This is a genomic window from Aeromonas sp. 25-AL00135 (genome assembly GCF_054052385.1).
Window position 1 is genome coordinate 91,655 of the sequence record NZ_JBSTYQ010000006.1, and the last position, 18,621, is coordinate 110,275.

General features: G+C 56.3%; 14 protein-coding genes. 8 read left to right on the plus strand and 6 right to left on the minus strand.

Annotated features, from left to right (window positions below; genetic code table 11):
* Window positions 1-12: 12 nt before the first annotated feature.
* The 5 genes from ACW5XC_RS07115 (at window position 13) to ACW5XC_RS07135 (ending at window position 5,970) form a co-directional block, all read left to right on the plus strand.
* Window positions 13-612 carry a sigma-70 family RNA polymerase sigma factor gene (locus tag ACW5XC_RS07115; RefSeq protein ID WP_042053753.1) on the plus strand — a complete coding sequence of 200 codons (600 nt, stop codon included), beginning with the start codon at window positions 13-15 and terminating at the stop codon, window positions 610-612.
* A complete protein-coding gene (locus ACW5XC_RS07120) occupies window positions 605-1,384 on the plus strand; it encodes a DUF3379 domain-containing protein (protein WP_042053754.1) in 780 nt (259 codons plus the stop codon). The genes ACW5XC_RS07115 and ACW5XC_RS07120 overlap by 8 nt, the downstream gene beginning before the upstream one ends.
* A 402-nt stretch (window positions 1,385-1,786) precedes the next feature.
* Window positions 1,787-3,112, plus strand: a complete 1,326-nt coding sequence (locus ACW5XC_RS07125; RefSeq protein ID WP_040065665.1) for an outer membrane protein transport protein — start codon at window positions 1,787-1,789, stop codon at window positions 3,110-3,112.
* Between the two features lie 252 nt (window positions 3,113-3,364).
* Window positions 3,365-4,630, plus strand: a complete 1,266-nt coding sequence (locus tag ACW5XC_RS07130; RefSeq protein ID WP_042053756.1) for an outer membrane protein transport protein — start codon at window positions 3,365-3,367, stop codon at window positions 4,628-4,630.
* Between the two features lie 116 nt (window positions 4,631-4,746).
* Complete coding sequence (locus ACW5XC_RS07135) at window positions 4,747-5,970, plus strand: EAL and HDOD domain-containing protein (RefSeq protein ID WP_042053758.1); 1,224 nt, start codon at window positions 4,747-4,749, stop codon at window positions 5,968-5,970.
* On the opposite strand, the gene ACW5XC_RS07140 is transcribed toward ACW5XC_RS07135, so the two are convergent.
* Window positions 5,967-7,142: a thiolase family protein gene (locus tag ACW5XC_RS07140; RefSeq protein ID WP_042053760.1), complete on the minus strand. Its 1,176-nt coding sequence runs from the start codon at window positions 7,140-7,142 to the stop codon at window positions 5,967-5,969. The two genes, ACW5XC_RS07135 and ACW5XC_RS07140, sit on opposite strands and share 4 nt — an antisense overlap.
* A 122-nt stretch (window positions 7,143-7,264) precedes the next feature.
* On the opposite strand from ACW5XC_RS07140, the gene ACW5XC_RS07145 reads away from it, so the two are divergent.
* The gene (locus ACW5XC_RS07145) at window positions 7,265-7,657 is read left to right on the plus strand and encodes a MerR family transcriptional regulator (protein WP_005360322.1); all 393 of its coding nucleotides are present in this window, start codon (window positions 7,265-7,267) and stop codon (window positions 7,655-7,657) included.
* A 106-nt stretch (window positions 7,658-7,763) separates the two neighbouring features.
* On the opposite strand, the gene rplY is transcribed toward ACW5XC_RS07145, so the two are convergent.
* From rplY to ACW5XC_RS07170, 5 genes are all read right to left on the minus strand, one after another.
* Window positions 7,764-8,051: a 50S ribosomal protein L25 gene (rplY, locus tag ACW5XC_RS07150; protein WP_005333252.1), complete on the minus strand. Its 288-nt coding sequence runs from the start codon at window positions 8,049-8,051 to the stop codon at window positions 7,764-7,766.
* Between the two features lie 116 nt (window positions 8,052-8,167).
* Window positions 8,168-9,055 carry a hypothetical protein gene (locus tag ACW5XC_RS07155; RefSeq protein WP_042053762.1) on the minus strand — a complete coding sequence of 296 codons (888 nt, stop codon included), beginning with the start codon at window positions 9,053-9,055 and terminating at the stop codon, window positions 8,168-8,170.
* A gap of 95 nt (window positions 9,056-9,150) precedes the next feature.
* Window positions 9,151-13,050, minus strand: coding sequence for an ATP-dependent RNA helicase HrpA (gene hrpA / locus ACW5XC_RS07160; RefSeq protein ID WP_042053765.1), 3,900 nt, complete (start codon window positions 13,048-13,050; stop codon window positions 9,151-9,153).
* A gap of 240 nt (window positions 13,051-13,290) precedes the next feature.
* Complete coding sequence (locus tag ACW5XC_RS07165) at window positions 13,291-13,713, minus strand: CBS domain-containing protein (RefSeq protein ID WP_042053768.1); 423 nt, start codon at window positions 13,711-13,713, stop codon at window positions 13,291-13,293.
* A gap of 120 nt (window positions 13,714-13,833) precedes the next feature.
* Window positions 13,834-15,111: an HD-GYP domain-containing protein gene (locus ACW5XC_RS07170; RefSeq protein ID WP_042053770.1), complete on the minus strand. Its 1,278-nt coding sequence runs from the start codon at window positions 15,109-15,111 to the stop codon at window positions 13,834-13,836.
* Between the two features lie 844 nt (window positions 15,112-15,955).
* Between ACW5XC_RS07170 and ACW5XC_RS07175 the strand changes: the two genes are divergently transcribed.
* Window positions 15,956-17,494 carry an arylsulfatase gene (locus ACW5XC_RS07175; protein WP_236727565.1) on the plus strand — a complete coding sequence of 513 codons (1,539 nt, stop codon included), beginning with the start codon at window positions 15,956-15,958 and terminating at the stop codon, window positions 17,492-17,494.
* A gap of 144 nt (window positions 17,495-17,638) precedes the next feature.
* The gene (locus tag ACW5XC_RS07180; protein WP_042053776.1) at window positions 17,639-18,616 is read left to right on the plus strand and encodes an AAA family ATPase; all 978 of its coding nucleotides are present in this window, start codon (window positions 17,639-17,641) and stop codon (window positions 18,614-18,616) included.
* Window positions 18,617-18,621 lie beyond the last annotated feature (5 nt).

Consider the following 18,621-nt stretch of genomic DNA (forward strand, 5'->3'; position numbering starts at 1 on the left):
AAGGATTGCCCTATGGCACTGCTGTTTTTTAGAAAAAAACGTGCTCAGCAGCATATTGGTGGAAATGATCCGGCCACTTCGCCGGTCTCTGATCCCATGGCTGACAAACAAACCATATTTGAAGCACTGGTTCATGCGCTGCATGGCGATCTCTATCGGTATGCCTACTGGCTGACCCGGGATCCCAACGTGGCGGAAGATCTGGTGCAAGAGACCTTCCTGCGTGCCTGGAAGGCTATCGACACCCTGCAGGATGACAAGGCGGCCAAAGGGTGGCTGATCACTATCCTCAGACGGGAAAACGCCCGCCGCTTTGAACGCAAACAGCTGGAGCTGGTGGATCTCGACGATCACCCTCAACCCCAGCACGATGCGCTGCACAGTGAACAGGAGATGGAGAACGAGTGGTTGCACCGTCACATCGCCCGGTTACCCGAGGAGTACCAGGAGCCACTGCTGCTGCAAGTCGTGGGAGGATTCAGTGGTGAGGAGATTGCCGAGATGCTCGGCCTCAACAAGAACACCGTCATGACCCGCCTGTTTCGCGCCCGCAACCAGATCAAGGAGGCGATGGAGCAGAAGAACCAAGCAAGAGGACACGGACATGGATGAACTCGAATTTCGCCGCAACGCCATGATCCAGCCCAACGATCAACAACCGGACTTTCTCAGAACCGCTGACGCCAGCCAAGCCAATCGGAACTATCTCGACGAGATGAAGCAGTTCGACAGAAGCCTCAAGCGCGCCATGCAGGTAGAGGTTCCCGCCGGACTGGCCGAACGGATCCTGCTCAGGCAAGCCATGCTGCAAGACAGTGACGCGCAAGATGAGATGCCGCCATCCCGACCCCTTGGCACGGCGCCAGTCAAGCTCCGGACATCAACATCCTGGCGCCAGATCGCCCTGGCTGCATCGGTCGCCTTCCTGCTGGGAATGAGCACCCGCTGGATCACGCTGCCAGAAACAGCTCCTGCGGCCCTCTCCCTCGCACAGGTGGCGATGGCTCATGTCTATGGCGAAGAACCCTTTATTGAAGGTGTCGATGAGCAGGTCAATCTGCATAACATCAATGCCAAGATGGAGAAGTATGGCGCCACCTTAAGCGGGATGGATGGGCTCAAGGTGACCTATGTCAATCACTGCTCGTTTTATCAAGGACCAGCCTTGCACATGGTGATCCAGGGAAAGATGGGGCCAGTCACTCTCTTTTTAGTGCCCAAACATGTGCCATTAACCCTGCAACAGGCCACCTTTCAAGATGGCACCCTCAAAGGAGAGATTGTCCAGCTCAAAGGCGCCAACATGGTACTGATTGGCGAGATGAAAGAGCCACTTGCCCCCGTTGCCAACGCCCTGCAGTCACGTCTGCAGTGGGACATTTAACATCGCCGGTTAACAACCTCAGAACCATCCTCAATTGCAGGCAGCGGTCACGAGCCGCTGCCTGTTCTCCCCCTGATTACTCCTCTTTGCCACTCATTTGCCTCAAGATTTCGAAAAATTGACAAAATTATTTTTGTGACGGAGATCGGCAATCCAGGTCAATATTACGCCTTTAGACCGTGAAAATGATGAATTAAACAGCAAGTTAAAACAAATGATTAACACATCGATCACTTTTATGTATTCTGCTGTCACTGGTCTGATTTCTTACCTCCTACCAGATCCATAGAATCACGCCAGAATTGATTGGGAAGAAGCTGAAATAAAAACGGATTTTGTCGAGGTTTGCATTGAACGTGCAGCCAATATCGGCAAAAAAATCTGCCTACAAGAGAGAACACCATGACGACAACTATTTTCAAAAAGAGCCTGATTGCCGCAACCATCGCGCTGGCCACCGGTCAAGTCCATGCTGCGGCATTCCAGTTGAACGAGCACTCGGCCTCCGGTCTGGGTCGCGCCTATGCCGGTGAAGCAGCTATTGCCGACAACGCCTCCGTGCTGGCCCGTAACCCGGCCGCCATGACCACCTTCGACAAGATGGCAGTTTCTGTCTCCGGCACCTACATCAAACCGGATGTTGATGTGGAGGGAAAAACTAGTGGTAACCTCACACTTCCTAACGGGGCTTCAATTCCAAACGTTTTTAATAGTGACGCCTCTGCTTCTGGGATTGCGCCAGCAGCATTTGTTCCGGCCTCTTACTTTATTCAACCGTTAAATGACCAGTGGGCATGGGGTATTGGTCTATTTTCCAACTACGGCCTGTCTACCGAATATGACAAAAATTTTGCGGCCGGCTCGGGCGCTGGTGATACATCCCTTATCACCTTCAATATCAACCCAAACATCGCTTACCGAATTAACGAACAACTCAGCATCGGTGCTGGTATTAACGCTGTTTATGGTGCTGCAGAGCTGAATCGCTTTGCTGGTGTACTTGGTAAACCAACAGGAACTCCTGCAGAGACCTCCGTCGCTCATCTTAAAGGGGATACTTGGGGCTTTGGCTGGAACATCGGTACTCTCTATGAAGTTAACGAAAACCATCGTTTTGCTCTGACTTATCGTTCACAAGTCGATATGAGCTTTGACGGTGACTTTAGTGGCTCCACAACCACAACCAAAGGCGCAACTGTAGATGGTAACTTGAAGCTAGACCTGCCTGCTCAAGCTGAATTTGCCGGTTATCATCGCCTGAACCAACAGTTTGCCGTTCACTACTCTGTTAACTGGACTGACTGGAGTGCTTTCCAAGAATTGAATGCCACAAGCGCCAGTTGTAACTCTCCGGGCAAACCAGGCGTATGTCTTTATAAGCCAGAAAAGTTTAAAGACTCTACTCGCTACTCCATCGGTGGTACCTGGTATATCAATCCGGCTTGGGAAGCGCGTCTGGGCTTCGCCTATGACAACACCCCGATTGAAGCTGAATACCGTAGTTTGAGTATTCCGGACTCAGATCGTATCTGGTATAGCGCTGGCGCCACCTACCATATCAACACCGATATGAGCGTTGACTTTGGCATGGCCTACCTTGATGGCAAGAAGGTCGATGTTAATGAGGGCTTGGTAAGCCACGATGGAACTATCAACAATCCACGCTGGCAGGGTACTTCCCACGGCAACGCCTTCCTGGCCTCTGCCCAATTCAACATGAAGTTCTGATTATTGATAAAATTGAAAGAGCGCCATCAGGCGCTCTTTTTTTGTCCGAAATAGCCATTTCAGCGCACACATGTAGCACACATGTGTTTATTTTTCTTTTTTAATCAAGCTATTAGATCGCGCCTTCCCAGCATTAAATCTTGTTTTATCCAGATACTGGCCATTACCGTTGCCTTACTGGTCATACCATATAAAATCCTGCCTCCATTCATATGACCGATTGAACCTTCGGGTAACAGCAAGGATCTTGCCATGCATCCCATCATCAAACCATCCGCCATCGCCCTGCTGGTGATCGCGGGTCAGACCCATGCCGCGGGCTACCAGTTATCAGAACAATCAGCGACGGGTCTTGGCCGCGCTTTTGCTGGAGAGGCCGCTATTGCGGACAATGCCTCAGTATTGGGCCGCAATCCCGGTGCTATCACCCGTTTTCGTAGCCCTACTCTTTCTAGTGGCGTTATCTACCTGAAACCGGATGTCAATATCGGCGGCCAGGTACGCGACAATTTCGGCACCCAGAATGCCATAGCCAACGATATCGCAGATGATGCCTGGATCCCGAACCTATATTTCATTGCGCCGATTAACGAACGTCTGAGCATGGGATTATCTGCCACCTCTCACTACGGCTTGGGGATCAAGATGCCGCAGGGCTATCATGCCGGTCATTTCGGTAATATCTCTGACATCAGAACCGTCGATTTGGGGAGTGCGCTGGCTTATCGCGTCAGCGACATGCTCTCCATTGGGGTGGGGCTCTCTCTCATTCAGGGTGAAGGGGAAGTAGGCGGCACCTATCCCACCACCCTAACCAATGGTCAAAGCGTCATTGCCAAGCATGTGAAAGGCGATGGCCGCGAACTCGGCTGGAACACAGGTATTCTTTTGACCCCCAGCGAGCGAACCCGGATAGGTCTCTCCTACCGCAATGGCGTTGATCTCAAGCTCAAGGGGGATGCGACCCTGAGTAAGCCAGTGCCAGTAGTGCCGGGTACATTTGTAAGCATCAGCGATCAAGGCAATCTGGTGCTGCCGCTGCCTGCGACGGCTGAGCTGGCACTCTTCCAGCAGATAAACGATAAACTGGCGATCCATAGCAGCATCAACTGGACTGACTGGAGCAAGTTTACATCGTTGACGGCCAATCTCGCTCATCTGGGCACCCTACCAATTAAAGAAGAGCATTGGGAAGATAGCTGGCGCTATGCTCTGGGGATGACCTATCAACTGGATGCCAAATGGCAACTGCGCTCCGGCATGGCCTATGATGCCAGCCCGGTGCCAGCCGATCGTCGTACCATCTCCATCCCGGATGCCGATCGCCTCTGGTATAGCCTGGGAATGGGGTATCAGTTCACGCCCAACCTGAGCGTGGATCTGGGGCTGACCCTGATCGATGGCAAGAAAGTAGACGTGCATGAAAGCTTCACCCAAGGCAGCTATCAATCCCGCTTTGATGGTACCTCCGAAGGAGATGCTTGGCTGGCTGGTGCACAATTGAGCTATCTCTTCTAAATTCCTTCCCTGCAAAAAAACGCTATGCCAATTATTGCCTTACTCAATAAGGTGAACACTGGCATAGTGTTCTGCAACACCATAAAATCAACCCAGTACCTTTACTGGAGCAAGGCATGTATTCCTACGTAGCAAGACAGCCGATCCTCGACAGAGACCTCAACACTCATGCCTATGAGCTGCTCTTTCGCGATAGTCTGAATAATGTCTTCCCGAGTATCTCCTCCCAGCAGGCGACGTCACGCCTGGTGGTCGAACAGTTCCTGCAACAAAATATCGATCAGCTGTTGGGGGGCCGCCCCTGCTATATCAATTTCCCCCACTCACTGCTGCTGGAGGGATTGGCAGAGTGCCTGCCGCCCGAAAAAGTGGTGATTGAGATCCTGGAAGATTCCCCACCGGATGATGCCCTGCTGGAAAAGGTGAAACAGTTGCACAAGCTGGGATATCAACTGGCACTCGATGACTTCACCATGTCGCCGGATTGGGAGCGCTTCCTCCCCTTTATCCACATCATCAAGTTTGATCTTCGTGCCACCCCCCTGATGCAGATCAAAGTGTTTATCCAGCGGCATCAGACGCTGGGGCTCACCTATCTGGCGGAAAAAGTAGAGGACAAGGCGGAGTTCGAGCGGGTCAAACAGCTGGGGATCCAGCTGTTCCAGGGCTTTTTCTTCAGTCGACCCGAGATGGTCAAGCAAGCCACCATGGAGCCTGCGCAAGTCGTGGTGATGCAGTTGCTCAACGTGGTCAACGAGGCAGAGCCTGATATCAACAAGATTGAGCAGCTGCTCAGTCAGGATATCTCCCTTTCCCTCAAGCTGTTGCGCTATGTCAACCATCTCAAAGGCCACACCAACCCTATTTCGTCATTTCGCCAGGCTGCCATCTATCTGGGCAACACCCAGCTAAAACGCTTTGTCTCGCTAGTAGCCGCGACCAGTGCGGGCAAGGGCAAGAGCGCCGAACTCTACCAGATGTCGATGATCCGTGCTCGATTCTGTGAACTGTTGGCCCACGCCCACGCCCCGAGCCAGCAGGCACAACAGGCCTTTATCACCGGTCTCTTCTCCCTGCTGGATGTACTGATGGAGCAGCCGATGGACAAGCTGCTCGGCACTATCCCTCTTATCGACGATATTCGACTGGCGCTGCTGGAGCGCAAAGGCAATCTGGGTTTCTACCTCGCGTTTTGTGAAGATTACGAGAGCGCCAACTGGTCGCGGGTAACGGCCAGAACAGCCCGCCTGGGGCTGAGCGAGGATAAGGTTAGTCACCTCTATCTGGCCGCCACCACCTGGGTCACGGAACAACTGCTGGCGATGGAAGCCACCAATTAACTCGTCTCGTCATTCACCTCGACCGCGATAGCTGTCGCCTCACCGCCTCCGATACAGAGCGCGGCCACGCCTCGCCGCAAACCCCGTTGCCGCAGCGCGGCGATCAGCGTCACCAGAATGCGCGCGCCACTCGCCCCCAGCGGATGACCAAGCGCACAAGCCCCACCATGCACATTGACCTTGTGATGAGGGATGCCGACCCCGCTCATGGCCAGCATGGTGACCATGGCGAAGGCCTCGTTGATCTCGAACAGATCCACCTCTTCCACCGACCATGCCAGACGCGCCAGCAAGCGTGAAATGGCGCCAATGGGCGCAGAGGTAAACTCGGCGGGCAATGCTGCATGGCTCTGATAACCGACGATCCGTGCCAGCACTGGTACCTGCCAGGCTTGCGCCGTGGCGCCATCCATCAATATCAGCGCCGCCGCACCGTCCGAGATAGAGCTCGAATTGGCCGCCGTAATGGTGCCCTCCTTGCCAAACGCAGGCTTCAGGGTAGGGATCTTCTCCGGTCTGCCCTTGCCGGGCTGCTCGTCTTCGGCCAGCAACAAGCGTTCACCGCGATAGACGCTTGTCAGTTCGGACACAAACGCGCCGGCTTGCTGCGCATCGCGGGCCCGCTGCAATGACGCAAGGGCAAACTCATCCATGGCAGTGCGGGTCAAACCGGCCTGATCGGCGCTGCGCTGGGCATGTATCCCCATCAGCTGGCCATCATAGGCATCTTGCAAACCGTCGAGGAAGAGGTGGTCCAGCACCTTTTGATGCCCCATCCGAAAGCCGCTGCGAGCATTATCCAGCAGATAGGGGGCACGGCTCATGCTCTCCATCCCCCCTGCCACCACCACCCTGTTGTCACCAAGGCGGATGGTATCCGCCGCCAGCATCACAGCTTTCATGCCGGATCCGCACACCTTGTTGACCGTGGTAGCAGGCACACTATCTGGCAACCCTGCTTTCAACAACGCCTGCCGAGCTGGCGCTTGCCCCACGCCCGCCGCCAGCACATTGCCCATAAACACTTCATCGACCTGCTCCGGACTCAGCCCACTTTGCTGTAGTGCCGCCTCGATGGCATAGGCACCCAACTCAGGCGCAGTCACCTCTGCCAATGCCCCCTGAAACGCCCCCATCGGAGTCCGTTTTGCCGCCACAATTGCAATATCCATTTGCCTGCCTCTGTTTGTTACATGGCCATAACATAGGGGTTCTGACGCAATGGAACAAGAGTTGCAGTGCAGTTTACGTTTAGGTAAGGTGCAGACAGGATTTAGTTCGCCAAGAAGTCTGTATGAACAACAAGGATGAAGGACGGCGCTTCAGCATCAGTGAGCTGGCCCGGGAATTTGATATTACGACGCGCAGTATCCGCTTTTATGAGGATCAGGGGTTACTCAATCCCGCCCGAGAGGGACAAACCCGCATTTACAGCAAGCAGGATCGGGTTCGCCTCAAGCTCACCCTGCGCGGCAAGCGGCTCGGATTCAGCCTCGCCGAGATCCGCGAGCTGTTTGATCTCTATGATGCCGACAAGAGCAGCCGCACCCAGTTACAGACCATGCTGGGACTGGTTGAGGAAAAACGGGAGACACTGCAACAGCAGATGGAAGATATCAGGATGGTACTGCTGGAGCTTGATGCCGCCGAGCAGCGTTGCCAACAAGCCCTTAGCCAGCTGGGATAACCGCCTTGCTGGCTTATCAGGTAAGTCCCTTCAGCCTGCTCACAAGATACCAGATAGCAAAAAGCCACTCCTGAGAGTGGCTTTTCTTCAACCTGACGGTTCGCTATTAAACGCGAACGAAGTCCAGGTGGATCAGCTTGTAACGTACCGGGTGACGCTGGATAGCTTTCACTTTTACGTTAACTTCTTCACCGTTGATAACCAGAGTCAGTACAGACTCATAGAATTCCGGCTTCTCTTGAGCCAGGATCATTTTCTTGTGGTCAACAGTGATGGACAGAGCTTCTTTACCTGCACCGTAAACGATGGCAGGAACTTGGTCAGCTTGACGCAGGCGGCGGCTCGCACCTTTCCCCAGGTCAGAACGGACTTCAGCTTGGAATACGAAAGACATAGTATGTATCTCTTTTGGATGAATTTATGGTGCTAACTGCGACCGGTCAGCACCTCGCAAAACGAGCGCGAATACTACCACGGGCCAAACTCTGATACAAGGTACCGACTCTGCATTTAGCGCCCCTGCTCCAACCGGGCGAATTGCTGCTGACGCTGAGCCGGGCTCAGGGCATCAAACCGCGCCAAGGTCTCGGCGCGCGGGCAGTAGAGACCCTCCCCCGTTCTGACTCGAATGCTCTTGCCAAGCCGCTGCTGGTTCTCTGCCACCAGCGCCAGCAAATAGCTGTAGGTATCGGCTCCCCGAGCACTGGATAACTGGTTCGCTATACGCCACAGGGTCTCCCCTGCGGCGACCTGATGACACACAGTTTGTGGACCGCCGGCCGCAGGAGCCGAGAGGGTAAGCATGATGTCACTGCCTGCGGATAAGCTATCCGTGTGGCTGGCGAGCGCTATATCGGTGCTCGCTACTCCCTCATACCCTTGGATACCACTCATCCCCGCTGTGCGAAAGGTCACCCCCAGCTGAACCAGAAGAGGTTCGTTCTCGGCGGGATCGCTGGGCATATCAACACCACCGAACGCCTCTTGGGGTGTGCGGAACTCGGCAATAAAGGGCGCGACAGGTTGCGCGTGATAATCAGGGGAACCACTCCCCTGCTGCACGATTGCAGCAGCCGCAACAGCCTGCCCGGGGACGACCCCGTAAGCCATCTCGTCGATGCGCCGCAGCCTTGCCAGATAGGTTTTGGAGAGCTGCGCCTCCCCCTCGAACAGATCGAAAGGGGGCACCAATCGGGCGGGAAAGAGGATCTGCCAGCGACCGTGCTTCTGCTTTTGGGCCAGCGACGGAAACTGATTGCCACGCCAAGCCACAAACATCGCAGGCGGCGTGCGCGCCAGCGGGTAATATTCCGGGTTCAACTGTACCCAGGTTTGTTCCGCGATGGGTTGGTAACCGCTGATCACCACCTGCGCCACACTCAACCAGATCCCCAGCATCCTTGCCTCCCTGATTTGCGGTTTGAAGGGGCTACCTGACCGGCAACCCCTTCTCATCACCCGCTATCATGCTGTTAAAACAGTTAGATAGCAGCTTAGCACTGAGCGATGGCGTTAAGCACCCGTTTATCGGAGACCGGATAAGGGGTCCCCAGATTCTGGGCAAAGAACGACACGCGCAGCTCCTCGATCATCCAGCGGATATTGGCCACCTCGGTGGGAACAAGCTGGGATTTGGGGATCTTGGCCAGCAGCGCCTTGTACTCCGACTCCACGCTATGCACCTTGAGCATGTAGACCCGATCCCGGTTGGGATCGATGGCGAGCTTCTCCAGGCGACGCTCGATGGCGCGCAGATAGCGCAGCAAGTCAGGCAACCGCTGCCAGCCGGTCTCGGTGACAAAACCTTTGTGAATAAGGTTGCCGAGCTGCTGCTGGATATCTGACATGGCAAAAGCGGTGTCGAGCTGCATCTTGCCCTTGAGCCGCTTCTTGATCTCATGGGACAGCGTCAGCACGGCTTCCACCTGCTTGGCCACCTCCACTACCGCATCGTTGAGCTCGGCGCGGACAAACTCCTTGAGCGCCTCGAAACCGGCCTCGTCCCAAGCCAGCCCGCCATGCTGCTCGATCAGCTTGTCGCAGCCGCACGCGATGCAGTCATCTATCAGCTCCGCCACCTTGCCAAACGGGTTGAAATAGAGCCCCAGCTTGGCCTTGTTGGGCAGCTTCTCCTGCAGATACTTGATAGGAGATGGCACGTTGAGCAGCACCAGCCGGCGCTGACCGGCCCACATCAGCTGCTGCTGCACCACAGGGCTCTCCACCAGCTGGATGGCAACCGAATCCTTCTGATCCACCAGGGCCGGATAGGCCTTCACCTCGAACCCGCCCCGCTTCTGACTGTACTCTTGCGGCAGCTCGCCAAAGCTCCACAGAGTGAGACCGGACTGCTCGATGTCATCATCCGCCACTTGCGACAGGGTCTCCTGCACCTTGCCGCGCAGGGACTCTTTCAATGCCTCCAGATCTTTGCCTTCCGCTACCTTCTTGTGCTTGTCATCCACCACCCGGAAGGTGAGTTTCAGGTGATCGGGTACCGCAGCCCAGTCCCAGGATTCACGGGGCACGGTCACGCCAGTCATCCGCCGCAGCTGGCGCTCCATCTCGTCCAGTAGCGGCCCCTGCTCGGGGTTGATACTGGCGAGCAGCGCATCGGCATAGTTGGGCGCCGGCACAAAGTTCTTGCGCATCGGCTTGGGCATCGACTTGATAAGGGCCACCAACAGCTCGTGACGCAGCCCGGGGATCAACCACTCAAACCCCTTCACCTCCACCTGATTCAGGAGCGGCAGCGGAATATGCAGGGTCACACCATCCGCCGCCTCACCCGGCTCGAACTGATAGGTCAACTTGAGCTTGAGGCGCCCCTGTTGCCAGAAGTTGGGGTAGTCGAGATCGCTGATGTGGGCGGCATCCCCCTTCATCAGCATCTCTTTTTCGAAGTTGAGCAGCTCGGGATCCCGCTTTTGCGCCTCTTTCCACCACTTGTCGAAGTGACGGGCAGAGATCACCTCCTCCGGCAAACGGGCATCGTAGAAGCGGAACAGATCCTCGTCATCCACCAGGATGTCGCGACGCCGCGACTTGTGCTCCAGCGCCTCCACCTCGGCCAAGAGCTTGCGGTTATCGCTGAAGAAACGGTGACGGGTCTCGAAATCCCCCTCCACCAGCGCGCGGCGGATAAACAGCTCACGACACAGCGCCGGATCGATACGGCTGAAGTTGATGGTACGCTCGTTGACCAGGGTCAGGCCATAGAGGGTCACCTTCTCCTTGGCCATTACGGCGCCGTTTTTCTTCGACCAGTGGGGGTCGCTGTGGTGCAGCTTGATGAGGTGGCCTGCCAGCGGCTCCACCCACTCGGGCTCAATTTTGGCGTTGATACGGGCGTAGAGGCGCGAGGTTTCCACCAATTCTGCGGCCATCACCCACTTGGGCGGCTTCTTGAACAGACCCGAGGCCGGGAACAGGTGAAAGCGGCCGTTGCGGGCGCCGAGAAACTCCGGTTTTTCCAGATCCTTGTTGCCGATATGGCTCAAGAGGCCGGTCAGCAGCGCGCAGTGCACCGTCTTGAAATCTGCAGGTTCATGGTTGGCTTTAAAACCAAGCTCTTTCACCGTCTGGCGCAGCTGGAAGTGAATGTCCTGCCACTCGCGCACCCGCAGGTAGGAGAGAAACTCCTTCTGGCACATGCGGCGGAACGGATTGCTGCCAAGGGTATCCTGCTGCTCTTTCAGGTAGTTCCACAGATTGACGAAGGCGAGGAAGTCGGAATCCTTGTCTTCAAAGCGTCTGTGCTGCTCGTCGGCGGCCTGCTTCTTCTCCATGGGCCGCTCGCGGGGATCCTGAATGCTGAGGGCGGCGGTGATCACCATCACCTCGCTCAAACAGCCGGTCTGCGCCGCGCTGATCACCATCTTCGCCAGACGCGGATCAAGAGGGATGCGCGAGAGCTGGCGACCGGTTTCGGTCAGCTGCAGTTTGGCTTCGCGCTCGCCGGTGGCGGGCAATTCCCTTACCGCCCCCAGCTCTTTGAGCAGGGTCAGGCCATCCTTGATATGGCGTGACTCGGGCGGCTCGACGAAGGGGAACGCCTCCATGTTGCCAAGGCCGAGCGCCAACATCTGCAGGATGACGGAGGCCAGATTGGTGCGCAGGATCTCGGGGTCGGTAAAAGCCGGGCGGCCGTTGAAATCCTCCTCCGAGTAGAGGCGGATACAGATACCGTCTGCCACCCGACCGCAACGCCCTTTGCGCTGGTTGGCGCTGGCTTGGGAGACCGGCTCGATGGGCAGGCGCTGCACCTTGGTGCGCCAGGAATAGCGGCTGATGCGGGCGGTGCCCGGATCGATGACGTAGCGAATGCCCGGCACCGTCAGCGAGGTCTCCGCCACGTTGGTAGCGAGCACGATGCGCCGTCCGGCATGTTGCTGGAATACCTTGTTCTGCTCGGCGTTGGAGAGGCGGGCGTAGAGCGGCAGCACCTCGGTGTCGCGCAGATTGAGCTTGCGCAGGGCATCGGCGGTATCGCGGATCTCCCGCTCGCCGTTCATGAAGATGAGGATGTCCCCCAGCCCTTCGCGGGCCAGCTCTTCCACCGCATCGAAAATCCCCTGCAGTTCATCGCGTTCTTCCAGCCCTTCACTCTTGTCACTGGTGAGTGGACGGTAGCGCACCTCCACCGGATAGGTGCGACCGGAGACTTCGATCACCGGCGCCTTGTTGAAATGGCGGGAGAAGCGCTGGGGGTCTATGGTGGCCGAGGTGATGATCACCTTGAGGTCGGGGCGTTTTGGTAGCAGCTGTTTGAGATAGCCCAGAATGAAGTCGATATTGAGGCTGCGCTCGTGGGCCTCATCGATGATGATGGTGTCGTACTGGGTGAGCATCCGGTCGTTCTGGATCTCCGCCAGCAGGATACCGTCGGTCATCAGTTTGATGTGGGTCTGCTCGCTCACCTGATCGGTAAAGCGCACCTTGTAACCCACGTAGTGGCCGAGTTCGGACTCCATCTCCTCGGCAATACGGGCCGCCACGGTACGGGCCGCCAGACGGCGCGGCTGGGTGTGGCCAATAAAGCCCTTCACCCCGCACCCGAGCGCCAGACAGATCTTGGGGATCTGGGTGGTTTTGCCCGAACCGGTTTCCCCTGCGATGATCACCACTTGGTGCTCTTGAATCGCCTTGGCGATCTCCGCATGTTTCTGGCTGACTGGCAGATTGTCCGGATAGGTGACCTTTGGCACTCCGGCCAGACGGGTTTGATAGCGCGCTTCGGCGACGGCCAAATCAGCAGCAATAGTCTCAAGCACGGCAGCCTGCTTGACCTCGGGCAGCTTCTTGACCCTGTGCAGACGGCTGGAAAGGCGGCGGGCGTCGAGGTTCATGCAGGCAGAGAGACGGCGGCGCAGCGCCTCGATAGAGAGAGACAAGGTACGAATTCCTTAAATAGGTGCCCAAAGGGGCCATATCGATTAGCTGCGAGCGATCCTAAAGAGCGAGCCGGAACGGTGCAAGCCTTAACGTAGCGTTATATATGGGAAGACAGAGAGCTTGGCCGATCCTCAAACATGACAAAACAACCATTGTAAGATGGCATAACATGAATAAATCGCAGTATATGAAATAGCCAAGGCAAGCCGAAGCTTGCCTTGGGAGAGAGAAAAGCAGGGTTAACCGTGGGTGTGATGGACAAAACAGGTGGTGAGCTGGGCGTGAATGGCCTGCATGACGTTGTGACGATTGATGACACCGAGCAGACGCCCCTCCTCCACTACCGGATAGATCTTCGGCTTTTGCCCCATCATCATCTCCGCCAGGCTCAAAATGCTGGTATCGGGTCCCACCGACAACACCTCCTTGCGCATCACATCCTTGACCTGCGCCACCTGTTCGCAGTGATAGGCCTCCTTAAGCAGCACTGCGATGCAATCCTGCTCGGAGATCCAGCCAATCAGATGGCCCTGCCCATCCACCACCGGGCCACCGAGCTGATGACTGTTCAGAAATTTCTCGACCGCAGCTTGCACCATCATGTCGGCAGTGAAGGTGACGGGTCTGCTCTGCATATAATCCTTGGCTTTTAGCGATTCCATATCTGCTCCCCTACGGTAGTCCATCAAGCTGGCGTCTTGTGCGCCGGTACCGGCACCATGCTCGGCTTGTTCCAAGCATAGCTGGCTCGCGGCAGTATGAGTCAGCGGCCAGCCCCTCCCTCAATTGATGGCATGATCCGGCTCGCGATCCGGAATGGCTGCCATCATCATCTGCGGCAGGTGATCGGCCAGCACCGCCACTACAGCGGGATCGACCCGCCCCTGATCCACCAGTTGCTGCATAAAGGTCAATGCGTCACGAGCCGGCAGACCGCGGCGATAAGGTCTGTCCTGCACCATTGCCTGAAAAATATCAGCGACCCGCAGGATCCGCGCTTCGAGCGCCATGGCGGATGCCGGCAGGTGGAACGGATAGCCCTCCCCATCAGGCTCCTCATGGTGATAAGCCGCCCAGCAGGCAATCTCTTCAAACCCTTCGATATGGCGCAGGATCTGGTAAGTCTCGAAGCTGTGAGTATTGATGATGGCCCGCTCCTCTTTCGTCAGGCTGGCAGGCTTGTCAAGGATCTCGTCCGGCACCCTGAGCTTGCCCAGATCATGCAGCAAACCGGCGATCTCCAGCATGTCACAATGTATGGCACTGACTCCCATCTGCTCGGCCAATGCCCGAGACAACCTGCTCACACCGAGCGAATGCGTCATCGTGAATGGGCTTTTGGCGTCGACAATGCCAGAGAAGATCTGCGCCAGCGCTTTTAGCTCCCCGTTGAAAGTCAGGCAAGGCTCCCGCACCTGCAGCATCTCCAGCATGTAATCATTGATGGAGCGCGCTTCCAACTGCAGCCAGAATGCCTCAGAGCGAGACGCCTTGAGGAAGGCATCCACCAGCTCGGGGGCAAAGAACTCGTCACGGAAATCCTGCAGGCGTGCGCGGATCTCGTTGGTATGCATCAACAATGAACCATCGCCATAGTAGGGCGCCGCCAACGCATCGCAGCGATCCACCAGAAAGATAAGGTTGGCCTGACGGGCTACATTGGGGTCCACATCAGCCATCTCACGCAGCTGGTGCCAGTGGGTGTGGTGATAACGGATAGGCAGGGCCAGTGGGGCCAGCAAACGGAAATCCTTGAGCAGCTGATATCCCACCTCGCAGTGGCGCTGGGAGGACTCCCAATCGAACTCGCTGACCAGATGATGATGGGTGATGGTCGAGGAGACACCGATATCATGCAGCACTCCGAGCTCGAACAGCAGACAGCGTTCGGCCTCACTCATCCCCAGCTCCCGGCTGCACTCGGCAGCCATAATCCCGACCCGTTTACCGTGGGCCACATCGCCAATTCCCACCAGATCCAGCGAGGCTGACAGGGCATACACCACCTGCCTTAGATCCACTTGCAACGAAAAAGGGGCTACGCCCTGCGCTCTGTCCATGATCCGGGTCCCATGCGATGTTGTTGTATCAAACTGGCGCTGTTTTATGCTTCGCCTTCTATCAACTTAGTCAATAGCCGAGCCTTTTACCTTGTTTTTATAGGCATTTATGACCCTGGCACCTTGAATAGACAAAAATTACAGCTGGATTTATTTGGCCACTCCCATTCAAGTCATATGTATCCGTTCAAAAATATGCGAGCAGACTTTTTAAATCTCGCGATGAGATTGTGAGCAGTTTTAAAAACTCATATCTAAGAGAAACAATCAACACCCCAACTTTACTTAATCATGACTTAATCAGAATTAAAGAGTGCTCGACTTGCCAGTAAGATATTTTAATAAAGGCACACCACAACGCTCATAACTGCTCTCATCCCCTAAATTGATTAGCCGAACTGTGAACTCCATCACCCATTTATTCGCCTTGTCGCCATCGATAGCGGTAGACACCTCCTCCTTCTGGATACAGCTTCCCATGCTCGCTCGCAGCCCACCCGATAGCCTGCGACCGAAGGGTTGGAGAAAAAATAACGGATAACCAGCGGTTATATTCGCTATAAGGCGACAAGGATAAACGGGATTTATAGAGTAAAACTGTTGAAAGCTGATTTCCAAGCTGCGGTTAACTCGGGCTATTAGGTCATATCACTCTTTGCAGATCATAACGACAGCGATAAAGGGGAATATGCCCATCCGGGTATTCCATCCCCTCCAACAGCCTGCACGGGATGATATTTCCACCGCGTTAAACGCACGCTGCTTTCATCGCCCATTTTGTGTACCAATTCACATCAGATTAGGAGTGGAGCCAATAATGGCCATTCAAATAAACAAAATAGCCATGAGCCTTGCCTTAATGGCCACCGCTGGTAGTGCCACAGTAGCCGCCAAGCCCAATATTCTTGCCATCATGGGCGATGACATCGGCTACTGGAACATCAGTGCCTACAACCAGGGGATGATGGGCTACCAGACCCCGAACCTGGACAGGATCGCCAATGAAGGGGCCCTCTTTACCGATCACTACGGTCAGCAATCCTGCACCGCCGGCCGCGCCGCCTTCATTACCGGTGAAGAGCCATTCCGTACCGGTCTGCTGACCATCGGCATGCCCGGATCCACCCACGGCATTCCGGATTGGGCACCCACCATCGGTGATCTGCTCAAAGAACAGGGTTACATGACGGCTCAGTTCGGCAAGAACCATTTGGGCGATCAGAACCAGCACCTGCCGACCAAGCACGGCTTCGACGAGTTCTTCGGCAACCTCTATCACCTGAACGCAGAAGAAGAACCGGAAACCTACTACTACCCGAAAGATCCGGAGTTCAAGAAGAAGTTCGGCCCACGCGGCGTCATCAAATCTTCTGCCGACGGCAAGATTGAAGATACCGGCCCCATGACCCGCAAGCGCATGGAGCATGCTGACGAAGAGTTCCTCGAGTCATCGCTGGCGTTCATGGAAAAAGCAGTCAAGGCCAAGAAGCCCTTCTTCATCTGGCACAACGCCACCCGCATGCACGTCTGGACCCGTCTGCAAGAGAAGTATCAGGGTAAATCCGGCGTCAGCATTTATGCCGATGGCATGCTGGAGCACGATGATCAGGTGGGGATCCTGCTCGACAAACTGGACGAGCTGGGGGTCGCCGACAACACCATCGTGATCTACACCACTGACAACGGCGCCGAGACCGTCAGCTGGCCGGATGGCGGCACCACCCCCTTCTATGGCGAAAAAGGCACCACATGGGAAGGCGGGATGCGGGTTCCGCAACTGGTTCGCTGGCCGGGCGTGATCAAGCCAGGCACCAAGGTCAACGCCATGATGGCCCATCAGGACTGGATGCCGACCCTGTTGGCCGCTGCCGGTGTACCGGATGTGAAAGAGAAGCTGGCCAAGGGCTACAAGGCCAACGGCAAACAATGGCGGGTGAAACTGGACGGTTACAACTTCATGCCGTACCTCGCCGGAAAAGCCGACACCTCCCCGCGCAACTCCATGCTCTACTTCTCCTCAAACGGCGAGCTCAACGCCGTGCGCTGGAATGACTTCAAGCTGAACTTTGCCACCATGGAGGGCAACATCTCTGATGCCGTCCGAGCTACCCCGAACTGGCCGCAAATCATCAACCTGCGCGCCGATCCGTTCGAAAAAGCACCACACGAGTCAGGCATGTATATGCGCTGGATGGCAGACAACATGTGGCTGTTCGTACCGGTACAGGGGATCCTGAAAGAGTTCTTCGACACTCTGCCCAACTACCCGATGCAACAAAGCTTCCAGATGAACCCGGCCAGCATTAGCTCCCAGAGCCTGATGCTCAAGGGCAAACTGGCAGAGCTGGACGCACTCAAGCAAAAAGTGGCCACCATCAAGTAAGGCGGTGACTCCAACGCCCATCACTCTCTGGTGGGCGTTTTCAATTTCCAGCCGGCTCGCCCCGTGCCGGCTGGAAATTGAAAACCCGTTGGCCCCCTCCTAGCCCGATCTCTGTCTCGTTAAATGTACCCTGTGGAAAACCCTATGAACCCCTTGCAACAACAGATCTCGCAACTCATCGAACAGGTTGGTCACAGTGTGGTCGGCCAGTCCCATGTGATCCGCGCCCTGGTCATCGGCCTGCTGACCAATAGCCACGTGCTCCTTGAAGGTCTGCCCGGTACCGCCAAGACCCGCTCGGTCAAGGCGCTGGCAGAAGCCCTCAATACCAGCTTCGGCCGCATTCAGTTCACCCCCGACCTGCTCCCCTCCGATGTGACCGGCACCGAGATGTATCAGGAGCGTGACGGAGCCCACCAGTTGCGTTTCCAGCCAGGCCCCATCTTCAACAGCATCGTATTGGCCGATGAAGTGAACCGCGCCCCCGCCAAGGTTCAAGCGGCGCTGCTGGAGGCGATGGCCGAAGGCACCGTCACCGTCGGTGACAAGAGCCATCGCCTGCCCGAGCTCTTTATGGTGCTGGCCACCCAGAACCCCATCGAGCAGGAGGGGACCTACCCGCTGCCAGAAGCCCAGATGGACCGTTTTGCCCTCAAGGTCTCGGTCGCCTACCCCGATGATGAGGCAGAGCTTGCCATCATTCGGCTGGTGCGGGCCGAAGAGCGCGGTACCCGTGAGCAGAACGAGGGGTTCGCCCCCCTCTCCCCTGAGCTCATCTTGCAGGCCAGATCAGAGCTCTCGGCCATGACGGTCTCACCGCTGGTGGAGCACTACATCATTGCGCTGGTCATGGCGACCCGACACCCCGATCGCTACCCGGCTACCGGGCTGCCACAGTGGATTGCGGTCGGCGCCAGCCCCCGCGCATCCATTGCTCTGGACAAGTGCGCCCGCGCCTATGCCTGGCTGCAAGGGCGCAACCATGTGCTGCCTGACGATGTGCGCGCCATGGTGCCCAGCGTGCTTGGCCACCGCTTTACCCTCAGCTATGACGCGCTGGCAGATGGGGTGGATCCCCAGCAGGTGGTGATGACTCTGCTCGATCACATCGTCATCGGGTAAGCGAT

What these genes read in the sequence shown, in the direction of transcription:
- ACW5XC_RS07130 (WP_042053756.1), top strand. Translation starts at nt 3,365, where the DNA reads ATGCATCCCATCATCAAACCATCCGCCATCGCCCTGCTGGTGATCGCG.
- ACW5XC_RS07115 (WP_042053753.1), top strand. Translation starts at nt 13, where the DNA reads ATGGCACTGCTGTTTTTTAGAAAAAAACGTGCTCAGCAGCATATTGGT.
- rplY (WP_005333252.1), bottom strand. Translation starts at nt 8,051, where the DNA reads ATGTCTTTCGTATTCCAAGCTGAAGTCCGTTCTGACCTGGGGAAAGGT.
- ACW5XC_RS07125 (WP_040065665.1), top strand. Translation starts at nt 1,787, where the DNA reads ATGACGACAACTATTTTCAAAAAGAGCCTGATTGCCGCAACCATCGCG.
- ACW5XC_RS07175 (WP_236727565.1), top strand. Translation starts at nt 15,956, where the DNA reads ATGAGCCTTGCCTTAATGGCCACCGCTGGTAGTGCCACAGTAGCCGCC.
- ACW5XC_RS07170 (WP_042053770.1), bottom strand. Translation starts at nt 15,111, where the DNA reads ATGGACAGAGCGCAGGGCGTAGCCCCTTTTTCGTTGCAAGTGGATCTA.
- ACW5XC_RS07155 (WP_042053762.1), bottom strand. Translation starts at nt 9,055, where the DNA reads ATGCTGGGGATCTGGTTGAGTGTGGCGCAGGTGGTGATCAGCGGTTAC.
- ACW5XC_RS07180 (WP_042053776.1), top strand. Translation starts at nt 17,639, where the DNA reads ATGAACCCCTTGCAACAACAGATCTCGCAACTCATCGAACAGGTTGGT.
- ACW5XC_RS07165 (WP_042053768.1), bottom strand. Translation starts at nt 13,713, where the DNA reads ATGGAATCGCTAAAAGCCAAGGATTATATGCAGAGCAGACCCGTCACC.
- ACW5XC_RS07135 (WP_042053758.1), top strand. Translation starts at nt 4,747, where the DNA reads ATGTATTCCTACGTAGCAAGACAGCCGATCCTCGACAGAGACCTCAAC.
- ACW5XC_RS07140 (WP_042053760.1), bottom strand. Translation starts at nt 7,142, where the DNA reads ATGGATATTGCAATTGTGGCGGCAAAACGGACTCCGATGGGGGCGTTT.
- ACW5XC_RS07120 (WP_042053754.1), top strand. Translation starts at nt 605, where the DNA reads ATGGATGAACTCGAATTTCGCCGCAACGCCATGATCCAGCCCAACGAT.
- ACW5XC_RS07145 (WP_005360322.1), top strand. Translation starts at nt 7,265, where the DNA reads ATGAACAACAAGGATGAAGGACGGCGCTTCAGCATCAGTGAGCTGGCC.